We start from the raw sequence: 12,239 nt of genomic DNA, 5'->3' as shown, positions 1-12,239 counted from the left end.
AGGATAGCGATGGACCGTTGCAAATCAACGCGCACAGTGCTTAGCAGCGTCGTTCGAATCGGCGTAAGTGCGTCAGTGGCTGCAATGCTGACTACGCTGTATCCAAGGACTTCAACTGGGCGGTCAACAGGCGAGTCAAGCTGCGGCGTGCAAAGTACCCCTGCAACTGTCGGGCCTTGATAGTTCTTGCTCTCAGGCGAGCCTGGCCACCCTCGCGATGCTGAATGCGATAGCAACGTGACGCCCCGCACAGCTCTGCTTGGCTCGCGGTGACCGTCACCACGGTCACTTCCAGGCTGGTGAAGGCAACCTCCGCGGCGATGTCGGGGTTCTCAGTGCTGGCGCGTTCGATCAAGGTCCGGAATCGCCCCAGGTCTCGTTCGCCGCCGCTGCTGAGCGCTCCGACATTGGTTGCACGGCGGACATCATCTTCGTCCCCGGGAACAGCTTGACTCCACCGCTCGGTGCGTTCGGGAATGACTGCTCGTACGACTTTGCCACTTGGCTCAATCAGGTCGATGACCACATCGAGCAAGTACACCGGTTCCAATCCGAGATTGGTCACGAAGCAGTGCGCATCCAGGTCCTTGCCCGCGCCCGAGGTGATCAGGATGGACGGTCGCTGCTGGCGTCGGTAACTGCGAAGGAAAAAACCCAGATAAACGACCCATATCAACGCTGTCACGCACGTCATGGCTGCGGTTATAAGGGGCGCGAAATGAAGCAGGTTCTGTAGCACGTTGAGGTTGATCCCATCGCTTCGATGCGTGTAAGCAGGCGGATGCCAATACTCGCGTTTGAGCCGCTTCCATCTTGTGAAGCGCTCAGCACCTGCGGTTAGGGCCTGCGAGCACGCGCAGCTGAATTGGCTCCGTTTCCTGCTCAGGGGCAACCTGCAGCGCATGACACTTCAGCCTCACCCGCGCTATGCAGAAGGACGCGCACCTTCAGGTAGGTGTCATCCATCTGGCCTCGAATTTTAACGTAGCCTTGGCACGGGCTGCGCATACTTTCCGTCCATTGTTCTGGAGGAGAACGGCAGTGGGCAACTCATCACAAATTTTGTCGACTCCGAAGGTCCTGAGGCTCGAGGTGATGCCGCTGGACTTCGGCGAAGCTGCGGTGGTGGTGGAGCTGAAGTCTGAGCCGCCTAAGCGTTGGCTTAAGGCGCTCAAGCGCGAGATGTCCGACACGGAAGGGCTTGAGTCTGCCTCTGCCAAGTTCGACGGTTGCTTTGTCTACGTTCTGGGACTGGAACCGAGTATCGGAGGCGCTGCCCGCCGAGTCAGCCGTCTGCTTGCCGCAGTTCAAGAAAAGCTGGTGCAGGGCAGTGGCCATTCTCCGGAGACGGAGATGGCTACAGCACGCCTTCCGACCCCATCAAATGCTGGCCTGGCTGCCCGCGTGATCAGCGGTGCCTGAAGGAATAGATGCGACGCTGGGCCCGCGGCCTACTCGCGCGGACGGACTGCTGAGCAAATGAACTGTTTAACTACGTGGCGATTTCGTTCGAGGACTTGGGTAGGTTTCAACGGACGCATAACCCAAGCTCCGATAGCCTCATCGTCAGCATCAATGCCGATGCTGTCAATGGAGAACTGACATGGGCAACCAGAATCAGCAGGGTCAGCAGAACCAGCAGGACCAAAAGGGTCAGCAGGAGCGGGATAACCAGAGTCAGCAGCAGCAACAACAGGATCAGGATCAGAAGCGGGAGCGCTCCGGCCAGCAGGGCAGCCAGGACGAAGAGGAATAAGCAGCTGCCAATCGCCCTGACCTGAATACCAGGATGGCCCGGCTCGATGTCGGGCCATCGTCATTGTTTGGGGCCATAACGCAAAAGAGCAGCCGCGCCTGCCTTCAGTGGAGGGCGCGCACGCCCGCGATCGCTATTCAATCTTTCGATGCCCTTCGTTCAAACCGCATGCATTCGGCGGGAATGAGTCATCCTAAGTCCCAAGGCGGCGCAGGTAGCTCGCAAGCTTAAGAACGGTTGCTGCCTTGGACTCTTCAAGCAATCGGAGTGCCGTGGTCTTTCGAGAGCCGATGCCGGCAACCGCTTCCTGCACCACGATCGTGTCGTACTCCCTGGCGTTGCCATCGAAACATGTGGCCGTGATACACGACTCCGCCGTCATTCCTGCAACGAGGAGCTCCCTTACGCCAAGCTTGGCAAGCAGCACGGCCAGTGGGGTGGCGAGAAAGGCGGAGTGCTTGGGTTTGAGCACGAAATAGTCACCGTGTTCCGGTTCCAGAATCTTCGCGATCGCCGATGACTCACCCTCGGTGGCCAAGCACAGCCTCACCAACTCCTTGAAATCCATCTGCCAGTTGGCGAAGTTGTCGTTGGCGTAGATGACCGGATGGCCGAGCGCCCGGAAGCGCTGGGCGAGCGTCGCGATGTGCCGAGCGGCTTCCAGCGCCTTCGGCTTCACCTGGCCGGCTTCTGGGAAGTCGAACAACGTAAACATGTCGATGATCAGGAGCGCTGGGCTGGGTGTATTCATAGCTGCTCTTGCCCCTCAATCGCCCGTTTGGCTGTGAGGCGCCGCCAGCGGTTTGGACTGCGGTGAGTCCTTCTGACGAAGGAATATGGTCAGGATAACCAAGGCAAGCACGGCCAAGAACTCACTCTGCCAGTTCTGGAAGGATTCGAACCAGAAGCTGCTGCTCCACAGGTGTTCCCAGCAGGTGGGAGCGGGCAATCCCTTCGCGAGCTGCTCATCGACCTCCGCACGCCAGCTGCCAGCAAGATGCAGCGAGAAGCTCAGCAGGAACAACGCCGTGAATGCGATCGCCAAGGAGTGACCGTAAAGCATTTTCCAGATCCCCCCTCTCCGAACGGCCCAAGGCATGGGACCCGGCTCAACTCGCTCTTGCTCCTGCGCATCATCCAGTGGGCGCGATTCGGCCGAACCCTTCTGGCGGAGGCTGACGGTCAGCAGGACATACATGCCCATCTGAAGGAACTCGCTTTCCCAGTTCTCGAAGGTTGCGCTGACGAAATGGCCGCTATGCAGGTATGCAAATAGGCTCAGTGCAGCACGGTGCGTTTCAGCGAGTTCCTCGTTGTGGGTCAAAAAGCCAGTCCATATCTGGCCTCCCAAGAAGACCAGGAGAAAAGCCAGAAGCACGATCGATAAACCGCTTCTCTTCCACATGCCCACACGGCCTACAGTTGAACGAACGTCTCGACAGTAGTCTTGCGACCAGCGAATTGCAGTGAAGGAGCGGCGATCTACGCCGCTCCCCGGTTCAGCCACTAAGTCCTGGCTTTTTGCCTAACGTGTTGCCTTGCCCAAAGTCGGGCTGAGTTTTTCCATCGCGCTCGCCCGCGCCTTCGGGCTCTCCCTCTCCCGCCTTACCGCCCTTTCCATGCCCACGCTGGTCGTAGCCAGCGTTCTCGGTGGCACGGTTGGCGGCGCCTTCATCCGCAGCAGGCGGCTTGGCAGGAACGAACGGCGAAATCGGGTCACTCGCGGGGAACGTCTCCTCCAAGGCCTCTTCGTGGTTCCTGTCCGTCCGGGTCTTCCGGTGATGTTCCTCAGCCGGTGTTTCGCTACGGGCCTTCTCCCCGGGCACAGGGAGATCTTTCTCGTCTCGGCTCATAACCATGCGCCTCAAGCGGCCTTCGCGGCCTTGGCGTTGCCACCCGACTTGGCCAGGATCGTCAGCTTCTCGTCGGTTGCCTTTTCTTCTTCCAATGTTTCCAGCAGGAGCGGGAGCGCGTCCTTGTAACCCAACTGCTTGGCGAGGGCCGCAATGGTGCCGTAGGAAGCGATTTCGTAGTGCTCGACCTTCTGGGCACCGCCAATAAGGGCGGCATCCCGCACCGGGCCTTCCTCGATACTGTCGATGGCTTCCTTACCCTCCTCAACCAACCCCTCCATGGCGGCGCACTTGATGCGTTTGAGGCGGATGCCCAGCAGCTCGACAACCTGGTCGATGCGTTCGATCTGACCTTGGGTCTCTTCCAGGTGGGTTTCGAAGGCGGCGGCCAGGTCCGGATTGGAGGCGGCGCGCGCGAGGCGCGGCAGCGCCTTGGTCAGCTGCTTCTCCGCGCTGTAAATGTCCGACAGTTCGTGAATGAACAGGTCTTCAGCGGTCTTGATCGCCATGATGGTTCTCCGGGTTGGTGGTGGGTGGAGCGCTGAAGCTAAGCGCCCTCTCGTTAGGTTGGTGCGCAAATCTGTGAAGGCCTGCTACACGCCCGCAACGTCTTCTTGCGCGCACGGCATGCACAGGTCTTTCTTCGCCTTGAGATGGGCCGCAGTCTTGGCCAACTGCTCATATCGAAGGCGGATTTCCTCCAGACGCTCCTGGTCCATCTCCTCCAGATTCAGCAACTCGTTGTTGGCGTTGCTGGTCACTCGGATCAGCTCATCCAGCTTGATGTGGATGGCGGCGGTGTCGGCATTCTGGGTGTGCTGAATCAGAAACACCATCAAGAAGGTCACGATCGTCGTTCCGGTATTGATGACCAACTGCCACGTGTCGTTGAACCTGAAGAACGGTCCGCTGCTCGCCCAGACAATAACCACACCCAAGGCCGCTACGAAGGCGCCCAACGATCCCGAGGCGCGCGAAGCAGAGCAGGCAATTTTGCTAAAAAACGGTTTCGACATGGTCCACTCATGCGTGTTGAGTGGAAGAGAACCTACGACCGCAAATGTCGAGGATTGGTGACTTTCAGCATCGTAGGAAACCCGAAGTGAACGCTTTCGAGGGGACGGTTACGGCAAAAGGGATGTGTGCGGTCCGTTGACAATGTCCTCTCGCCGCTTTCACGCATTTAGAACGAGGATTGCCGGCTCATGCCAGCGGAGGATCCGAGGATGATGGCCGGCGCATTGAGGCGTTTGAGTGACTGGACTGCCCAGCCTGCGTTCCGAGAGTTGACCGTGCGGGAGGCTGCCCTGCACCTGCAAGAACTTGCACCCAGCTACCCAGGTCCTTTCGATCAACCGGTGGAGATTTGTGTAAATGGGTGCCGGTGGTTTGCCGAGGAGGTCGAGGCAGTCGCGGACGCTATCCACAGGGCAGGACGGCGACCCCATCGCGCGAGGGAACTGCTCGGCGGTCCCGAATGGGGCATCTTGCGCAATGCGGCCGGCCTGTGGGCGGTGACCGGTCCAATGGCCGGGCGGAAGTCCCAGGACCGCGAGGGATCCGCGTTGGTCCAGGCTCGCGAGCCCGAGGCAGCAGTTGAGGCTTAGATCACTGCAGCGGTGGATCTGAGGACGCAGGGCCGCCGGCTGATCTTTGCGAAAATTCCATGAAACGAGCAGCCGAAATCGCCTGGCGGCTCCCGCACGCAGGGCACTCCAGCACCGCCCCGCCACTTGGTATGTTCACGAGGCTCGGCGGGGCAGTAGCATTGGTGACGCGGTGGCAGGAAAGACATTCAGCCTGGACGCTAAGCACCATGGGTTCCTCATCCGAGCCGGGCCGACTTGGCTGCACATTGACTTCAAACAGATAGAACAGCCCAGTATTTGGCATGCCAGAGATTTCGCGTTTAGTGGCGCAAGCGGGGAAGCTCGGGCCTAAGTATGGCTTTCATCATAAGTGCCCAAGACTGCCGTAGCCAGAGCCCGGTGGATTCCAATGTGCTGGCCGACGATGAGGGCCAGAAACGCTTCGACCTCCCTAGGTCGCTAAGTCACGAGCGCAGGTGTAATTGGGCGGAGCTGAGCCTCATCTGTGAAGGGGCGCGCAATTCCTGTTCACGGCGGGCCTACGGTGGTGGGACTAGAAACAGTCTACTTGCCTGGGAGTAGATGCCATGACTGACGACAAGAAGAAGACCGGTTCCCCGGATCGCGACCGAATCAACGTCAATGAAGATTACGAGGTCCAGTATTGGACCAAGACATTGGGCGTAACGGCTGCCCAGCTAAGGGAAGCGGTCAAGGCTGTCGGCCCCACCTCGGCGGCGGTTCGTAAGCACTTGGGCAAGTGACGGGCGCGAGGCATGTCCCTCACCGAATATCGCCGCAAGCGCAGCTTTAGCAAGACCAAAGAGCCCGAACCCGGCAAGGCACTACCCGCCGGGCAGCGGGCCATCTTTGTCGTTCAGTTGCATCATGCCAGCCGTCGTCACTACGACTTCCGCCTCCAGGTTGGTGACGCGCTGAAGAGTTGGGCCGTGCCCAAAGGGCCAAGCTACGACCCGAAGGTCAAGCGGATGGCTGTTGAGGTGGAAGATCATCCCGTCGACTACGCCAGCTTCGAAGGCGAGATTCCCAAGGGCGAATATGGCGGGGGCCACGTCGCCCAGTTTGATCACGGGGTCTGGGCCACCGAAGGGGATCCCGAGGCCCAACTTGCCAAAGGGCATCTGCGCTTCGAACTGTTCGGGTCCAAGCTCAAAGGCGGATGGCACCTGGTCCGCTCCGGCAAGCCGGCGCGCCAGCCGCAGTGGCTCCTCTTCAAGGAGGACGATGCCTACGCCAGCCATGTCGAGGCCGATGACCTGTTGGGCGATGTCGCCGCGCCCCCCGTCGCAGACCTCAAACGGGCCGGCAGCGGGAAGCCTGACAAGAAACGGCTCAATGCGATTCCCGTCGCAAAATCCGCTCGACGCGTGGATTGGGCCAAGAGGGCGTTGGCGCTGACCGGTGGTAAAAGGGCCGAGGCGCCCCAGGGCCCGTTCGAACCCCAGTTGGCCAAGCTGGGCGAATCGCCACCCAAGGGCGATCAGTGGGTTCATGAGATCAAATGGGACGGCTACCGGATCCTGGCCACGGTGGCGGAAGGCGAGGTTCGCTTGTGGTCGCGCAACGCGTTGGAATGGACCAGCAAGATTCCCGAGATACGTGATGCCGTCGTTGCACTCGGTTTGAAATCCGCCGCCTTGGACGGGGAGTTGATCGCGGGGCGTGGGACGAAGGAAGACTTTAATCTGCTTCAAGCCACCCTATCTGGCGAGCGCCAAGGTGCGCTGTCGTATGCGCTCTTTGATCTTCTGCATATCAATGGCGTGGACATCGCGGATGCGCCGCTGCTGGAACGAAAGGCGCTGTTGGAGGACCTCCTGAAGGGAGCCCCGACCCACTTGGCCATGAGCTCGCACATCGCCGGCGATGGGGAGGCCGCCTACCGTTTGGCGGGTGAGCAGCATTTCGAGGGCATCATCTCCAAGCGCGCCGATCGCGGCTACCACGGCGGCCGAGGCGAGGATTGGAAGAAGACCAAGCAGTTGGCCAGCGACGAATTTGCCGTGGTCGGCTACACGGCACCCAAAGGAAGCCGCACTGGTTTCGGATCGTTGCTACTGGCCAAGCCCGACCCCAAGCATGGGTGGCTCTACGTGGGGCGCGTCGGCTCGGGATTTTCGGACACCCTGATCGGGGAGCTGACGGCGCTGATCGGCACGGCCGGCGGTAAGAAGTCCACCGCACATGTCCCAACGACGGAGACCGACTTGCGGGCCGCCACCTGGTTTGCGCCCCGGTTTGTCGTCGAGGTCTTTTACCGAGGCATTGGCGGGCACCAATTGCTGCGCCAAGCGTCGCTGAAAGCGGTGCGGCCCGACAAAGATGTGGCCGATCTGAAGGACTCGGATCGGAGCAACGATTCCGGCGGCGGTGCTGTATCTGCCAAGCCGAACAGACGTGGGAAGCAAGCCGTCACCAAACCCGAGCGCGGTGTTGCCGTCAAACTCACGAACAGAAAGGGCAGGGCGGATGCTGGAGAGCGGGTTCCCCCAAAGCTCTCAAGCCCGTCCAAGGTCATCTTCCCCGACATCAAGGCCACCAAGCAGGATGTGTGGGACTACTACAGCGCGGTCATGGGCCATCTGCTGCCTGAGATCGTTGGGCGTCCACTGTCGATCATCCGCTGCCCAGCTGGCACCGGCCGGCCTTGCTTCTTCCAGAAACACCACACTGCGGGTCTGGAGTTGGTCAGTTCGGTGAAGCTCAAGGAAGACAGTGGGATCAATGCCTACTACCTGGTGGTTGAAGACGCTGCCAGTCTCTTGGAGCTTGTGCAGTTCAACGCCTTGGAGTTCCACCCTTGGGGCAGCCACGCTGATTCCCCCGACCGGGCCGATCGCGTGGTGTTCGATCTAGACCCCGGCCCGGACGTGCCATTCTCGGAGGTCAAGAAGGCCGCGACCGACATCCGAAAGCTGCTTCAGCAACTCGAGTTGGAATCCTTCTTGCGGGTGTCCGGTGGCAAGGGTCTGCACGTGGTGGTGCCGTTGAATCCCGGGTGCGATTGGGATCTGACCAAGCGGTTCGCCCACGGGTTCGCAGACGCTTTGGCACAGTCTGAGCCGCAGCGATTCTTAGCGACGTCGACCAAAAGCCTGCGCAACAAACGCATCTTCGTCGACTACCTGCGCAACGGCCGAGGGGCTACCGCCGTGGCGTCCTATTCCTTGCGAGGCAGGCCCGGCGCGCCGGTGGCAATGCCCATCGCGTGGAGCGAGCTGTCGAAGCTCACCCGGGCCGATAGCTTCACCATGAAGGACGTGCCCGCCAAGCTCAAACGCAGGCGCAAGGACCCTTGGGAAGGTATCGAATCAATCCAACAGAACTTGGCACGGTGGGCACAGGACGACTGATCCCACTCACCAGCTGCCGTCGCTTTTCAGGAGGAATCACTATGCGTCGATCCATCGTTTGCGTCGCCGTCGCCGTCGCGCTTGCCCTGTCTGCGTGCGGGGGCGGGAACACAGAGTCCAGCGTCCAAGCGCCCGGGGCCGAAGAAACCGCGAAGACCAAAGCGCTCGAGACCGGGGCGGCCGTGCTGCAGGACCGGCCTCCGGTCGACGCCCTCAACGCCTATCTGGACGGGTTCCATTTCTACAACGGCCAGATGAAGGTCCAAATGGAGGCTCACCACTACTGCTCCATCCTCAACGAGGATGTCATCCAGTGCACGATCTACGACGGCAATGTGAAAGACGCCAAGCTGATGGGTGTGGAATACATCATCAGTGAGAAGCTGTTTGCTGGCCTCCCTGAGCAGGAAAAGGCGTTGTGGCACAGCCATGTTCAAGAGGTGAAATCGGGTCAGCTCATTGCGCCGGGGATTCCCGAGGTCGCCGAGCATGAACTGATGGAGAAGCTCATCCACACGTATGGCAAGACCTGGCACACCTGGCACACAGACCTGGACAAGGACCTGCCCCGAGGCATGCCGCAGCTGATGATGGGGTTCACCGCAGACGGCCAAGCGGACCCAGCCATGGTCGCTGCCCGTGACGCCCGGCTCGGGGTCAGTAGTGAGGACAAGCGGAAGCGTCGTACCGATATCGCCGCGCCTTCAATCGATGCGGGCGCCGATGCGTGGCAGAAGGGGAAGGTCATCCAGATCGAGGACCCGAGCGGCGGCCATGCTCACGTAGGGAAAGAAGAACCTGACGCGCCGTCCGACGGGGACAAGAATGCGACGTCCAAGGGCAGCTCAGGAAGGTAAGGGCGCCGCTTGTAACTGACGCCGATGGCTGACTGACCTCGTTAAGGCAGCATGTGCAGCCTATTGGTATCGGCCTCATTCGCCATCTATCGCATAAGCGGCATGCACCAAGGCCAAGTGGCTCAGGCCCTGCGGCGTGTTGCCCAGCCCTTCATCGGCGTGGGGGTCCCACATCTCCGGCATAAGGCCCACGTCGTTCTGGACGCGGGCCAGCAACGATCCGAACAAGCGATCCGCTTCTTCTGCCTCCCCCAGCAGGCCGTAGGCTTCCACCATCCAAAACGCGCAACTGATGAACGTGCCTTCACAGTCCTGCATGCCGCTGTAGCGCCACAGAAGATCGCCGCTTTCATCCGACAGTTCGCGCCGAATGGCCTCCCGAGTAGCGATGAAACGCTCCCGGCGCACTTCGCCCAAGCCGAAGCGCGACGCCAGCATCAGGCTCGCGTCCAGCCGGTCGCTGCCGGCATGCATCACGTAGCTCTGCTTTGCCTCATCCCAGCAGTGCTCGTCGATCCAGTCCAGGATGCGCTCTTTCTCGCGCTGCCAGCGCGGCAGACGGGCAGTGGTGATGTGGCCAGCTTCGGCCAGTTCGCAGGCTCGGCGGAGCGCCATCCAGCATTCCACCTTCGACATCGTGTAGTGCTGCGCGTCGCCCAGTTCCCAGAAGCCGCTGTCCTTGCGCATCCAGTTGTCGGCGCATTCGTCAGCCAGTTCGAACAAGAGCCGGGCGGTGGTGGCGTCGAGGATGTGGCCGGCCTCGATCATCCGGCTGGCCATTTCCAATACGTCGCCGTAGGCGCAGGTCTGCAACTGCTCAGAGGCCGCATTACCCACGCGCACCGGTTGGCTGTTGCGGTAGCCCGGCACGTCGATGCAGCGTTCCTTTTCGACTCGCTCGCCGCGAAGGGTGTAGCACGGCGCAAGCCCGGGACGGTGGCGACCGATGGTGGTCATCAGCCAGCTGAAGCCGGCCTTGGCGTCGGGCAGGGCACCCACGCGCAGGAAGGTCTTGATGACGTATGCGGCATCGCGAACCCAAGCGTAGCGGTAGTCCCAGTTCTTGTCGCCGCCGATGCGCTCGGGCAGCGAAGCGCTCACCGCCGCGGCGATGGCCCCGGTGGGCGCGAACCAAAGGAATTTGAGCGCCAGCGCCGATCGGATGACTTCAGCGCGGCGGCTTGCGTCGCAGTGCAGGTCGTCCACCCACTGGCGCCACTCCCGATCGGAGCGGTCGATGCGGGTATCGATATCCACTAAAGGCGGAACCGGAAGCACTTCGTCCTGAGAGGCGAGCAGCGCGATGATCTCCCGGTCGCCGGGCCGAAGGGTCACGGTGCCGCGGAGTTCCCGGTCATCGCAATTGCCGATCTGCACGCTTTCGGAATAGCGCAGCATCGTCATCACGGGGCCGGCGTGATGGACGCATCCGTTTGGGGTATCGCTCATCCAGGGCGTGCAGGCCCCAGCCCGGGTGCCCGGCTGGTAGAGCAGATCGAAGGTGACCTCTCCCTCCAAGCCTTCCAACCGGCGGGCCAGCTCGGACCAAGGCAGCCGCCCGGCCGGGCCGCTGTTGAGCGACTCGGTCACCCGGGCGAGGCCGGTGGCGGTGCGGACGTGCGTTTCCAACACGTTGCTGTTGTCGCGGTAGCGCCGCTGCACCTGCTGAACGTCGCGGGCTTGGAGCACAAAACGACCGCCGGCCGGGGCATCGAGCAGGCGGTCGAGCAAGGGCGGTGCGTCCATGCACGGGGCGCACCACCAGTCGATGCTGCCATCCGGCGCGATGAGCGCACTGGAGCGCCCATCGCCAATGGCGGCGTAGGAGTGGATGGGCGCATACCCGTCCGCGTCGCGCTCGGCAGGCACGCTATCGGCATCGCTGGAGCCAGGGGTCACGGCAGCAGCATGCCGCCGGTGGCGCCGATCACCTCACCGGTGATGTAGCTCGACTCCTGGGTGGCCAGCAACACGTAGGCCGACGCCATTTCCACCGGCTGGCCCGCCCGCTTCAGCGGCGTCTGCGAGCCGAACTCCGGAATGGCCTCAGGCGGTTGGCCGCCGGCAGGCTGCAAGGGCGTCCAGATCGGACCCGGAGCAACCGCGTTCACGCGGATGCCGCGCTCGGCCACCTGCTGGGCCAGGGCCTTGGTGAAGTTCACGATGGCCGCCTTGGTGGGGGCGTAGTCCAGCAGGTTGGGCGATGGCTGATAGGCCTGGATGGACGCGGTGTTGATGATGGTGGCGCCGGCCGGCAGATGCGGCAGGGCAGCCTTGCACACCCAGAACAGCGCGTGCACGTTGGTGCGGAAGGTGGCGTCGAATTGCTCGGAGGTGAGGTCTTCGATCTTTTCCACGGCCAACTGTTTGCCGGCGATGTTGGCGACCACGTCCAGCCCGCCCAGGCCCTTGACCGCCTGCGCCACCAAGTCGCCGCAGAACTGCTCGTCCTGGAGGTCACCCGGGATGGCGATCGCCTTGCGGCCTTCGGCTTCAATCAGCGCCACCACTTCGGCAGCGTCGTCTTCTTCTTCGGGCAGGTAGTTCAGCGCCACGTCGGCGCCTTCGCGCGCGAAGGCAATGGCCACCGCGCGGCCGATGCCGGAATCGGCGCCGGTCACCAGCGCCTTGCGACCCTTCATGCGCCCCAGGCCTACGTAGCTTTTCTCGCCATGGTCGGCCGCCGGCTTGAGCTCATGAACAGTGCCGGGCGGGGTTTGAACCTGGGCCGGGTAGGTCGGCTGTGGGAACTGGGTCAGCGGGTTCTGCATGTCGTATTGGTTGCGGGACGTCATTGGAATCCTTGGGGG

12 protein-coding genes are annotated in these 12,239 nt (G+C 61.8%); 5 read left to right on the top strand and 7 right to left on the bottom strand.

The annotated features are described in order from the left end of the window. Positions 1 to 91 precede the first annotated feature (91 nt). Entirely contained in the window at positions 92 to 739 is a 648-nt protein-coding gene (locus ABE472_RS00170) for a hypothetical protein (protein WP_346464950.1), read from the bottom strand. Between the two features lie 188 nt (positions 740 to 927). Between ABE472_RS00170 and ABE472_RS00165 the strand changes: the two genes are divergently transcribed. Then, positions 928 to 1,422, top strand: a complete 495-nt coding sequence (locus ABE472_RS00165) for a hypothetical protein (RefSeq protein WP_346464948.1) — start codon at positions 928 to 930, stop codon at positions 1,420 to 1,422. Between the two features lie 181 nt (positions 1,423 to 1,603). Next, positions 1,604 to 1,756, top strand: a complete 153-nt coding sequence (locus tag ABE472_RS00160; protein ID WP_346464946.1) for a hypothetical protein — start codon at positions 1,604 to 1,606, stop codon at positions 1,754 to 1,756. Positions 1,757 to 1,949: 193 nt separating this feature from the next. On the opposite strand, the gene ABE472_RS00155 is transcribed toward ABE472_RS00160, so the two are convergent. The 4 genes from ABE472_RS00155 to ABE472_RS00140 all read right to left on the bottom strand — a co-directional run bounded on the left by ABE472_RS00155 (position 1,950) and on the right by ABE472_RS00140 (position 4,625). Next, positions 1,950 to 2,507 carry an isochorismatase family cysteine hydrolase gene (locus ABE472_RS00155; protein WP_282261716.1) on the bottom strand — a complete coding sequence of 186 codons (558 nt, stop codon included), beginning with the start codon at positions 2,505 to 2,507 and terminating at the stop codon, positions 1,950 to 1,952. Between the two features lie 15 nt (positions 2,508 to 2,522). Next, positions 2,523 to 3,161, bottom strand: a complete 639-nt coding sequence (locus tag ABE472_RS00150) for a DUF6766 family protein (RefSeq protein ID WP_346462324.1) — start codon at positions 3,159 to 3,161, stop codon at positions 2,523 to 2,525. A gap of 459 nt (positions 3,162 to 3,620) precedes the next feature. After that, positions 3,621 to 4,118: a ferritin-like domain-containing protein gene (locus ABE472_RS00145; protein WP_346462326.1), complete on the bottom strand. Its 498-nt coding sequence runs from the start codon at positions 4,116 to 4,118 to the stop codon at positions 3,621 to 3,623. A gap of 84 nt (positions 4,119 to 4,202) precedes the next feature. Beyond that, on the bottom strand, positions 4,203 to 4,625 hold the full coding sequence (locus tag ABE472_RS00140) for a low affinity iron permease family protein (RefSeq protein WP_282261711.1): 423 nt from the start codon (positions 4,623 to 4,625) through the stop codon (positions 4,203 to 4,205). A 1,160-nt stretch (positions 4,626 to 5,785) separates the two neighbouring features. Between ABE472_RS00140 and ABE472_RS00135 the strand changes: the two genes are divergently transcribed. From ABE472_RS00135 to ABE472_RS00125, 3 genes are read left to right on the top strand one after another with little or no spacing between them, the layout of a single operon-like run. Beyond that, positions 5,786 to 5,962, top strand: coding sequence for a DUF3606 domain-containing protein (locus tag ABE472_RS00135; RefSeq protein WP_346464944.1), 177 nt, complete (start codon positions 5,786 to 5,788; stop codon positions 5,960 to 5,962). 12 nt (positions 5,963 to 5,974) lie between these two features. Next, the gene (gene ligD, locus ABE472_RS00130; RefSeq protein WP_346464943.1) at positions 5,975 to 8,572 is read left to right on the top strand and encodes a DNA ligase D; all 2,598 of its coding nucleotides are present in this window, start codon (positions 5,975 to 5,977) and stop codon (positions 8,570 to 8,572) included. Between the two features lie 41 nt (positions 8,573 to 8,613). After that, positions 8,614 to 9,429 (top strand): OBAP family protein, encoded by an 816-nt coding sequence (locus ABE472_RS00125; protein ID WP_346464940.1) that lies wholly within the window; start codon positions 8,614 to 8,616, stop codon positions 9,427 to 9,429. Between the two features lie 75 nt (positions 9,430 to 9,504). On the opposite strand, the gene ABE472_RS00120 is transcribed toward ABE472_RS00125, so the two are convergent. Together ABE472_RS00120 and ABE472_RS00115 are read right to left on the bottom strand one after the other, a co-directional pair. After that, positions 9,505 to 11,328, bottom strand: coding sequence for a glycoside hydrolase family 15 protein (locus ABE472_RS00120; protein ID WP_346464938.1), 1,824 nt, complete (start codon positions 11,326 to 11,328; stop codon positions 9,505 to 9,507). Beyond that, entirely contained in the window at positions 11,325 to 12,224 is a 900-nt protein-coding gene (locus tag ABE472_RS00115) for an SDR family oxidoreductase (RefSeq protein ID WP_346464936.1), read from the bottom strand. The genes ABE472_RS00120 and ABE472_RS00115 overlap by 4 nt, the downstream gene beginning before the upstream one ends. Between the last annotated feature and the right edge of the window lie 15 nt (positions 12,225 to 12,239).

Source organism: Stenotrophomonas sp. TWI809, assembly GCF_039673205.1.
GTDB lineage: Bacteria > Pseudomonadota > Gammaproteobacteria > Xanthomonadales > Xanthomonadaceae > Stenotrophomonas.
The sequence above is the reverse complement of the archived record's forward strand: the minus strand, read 5'-3'. Positions and strand labels throughout refer to the sequence as shown.

Excerpts from the sequence above, each read along its gene's own strand:
- ABE472_RS00125 (WP_346464940.1), top strand. The coding sequence starts at position 8,614 with ATGCGTCGATCCATCGTTTGCGTCGCCGTCGCCGTCGCGCTTGCCCTG.
- ABE472_RS00160 (WP_346464946.1), top strand. The coding sequence starts at position 1,604 with ATGGGCAACCAGAATCAGCAGGGTCAGCAGAACCAGCAGGACCAAAAG.
- ligD (WP_346464943.1), top strand. The coding sequence starts at position 5,975 with ATGTCCCTCACCGAATATCGCCGCAAGCGCAGCTTTAGCAAGACCAAA.
- ABE472_RS00135 (WP_346464944.1), top strand. The coding sequence starts at position 5,786 with ATGACTGACGACAAGAAGAAGACCGGTTCCCCGGATCGCGACCGAATC.
- ABE472_RS00165 (WP_346464948.1), top strand. The coding sequence starts at position 928 with ATGCAGAAGGACGCGCACCTTCAGGTAGGTGTCATCCATCTGGCCTCG.
- ABE472_RS00140 (WP_282261711.1), bottom strand. The coding sequence starts at position 4,625 with ATGTCGAAACCGTTTTTTAGCAAAATTGCCTGCTCTGCTTCGCGCGCC.
- ABE472_RS00150 (WP_346462324.1), bottom strand. The coding sequence starts at position 3,161 with ATGTGGAAGAGAAGCGGTTTATCGATCGTGCTTCTGGCTTTTCTCCTG.
- ABE472_RS00115 (WP_346464936.1), bottom strand. The coding sequence starts at position 12,224 with ATGACGTCCCGCAACCAATACGACATGCAGAACCCGCTGACCCAGTTC.
- ABE472_RS00145 (WP_346462326.1), bottom strand. The coding sequence starts at position 4,118 with ATGGCGATCAAGACCGCTGAAGACCTGTTCATTCACGAACTGTCGGAC.
- ABE472_RS00155 (WP_282261716.1), bottom strand. The coding sequence starts at position 2,507 with ATGAATACACCCAGCCCAGCGCTCCTGATCATCGACATGTTTACGTTG.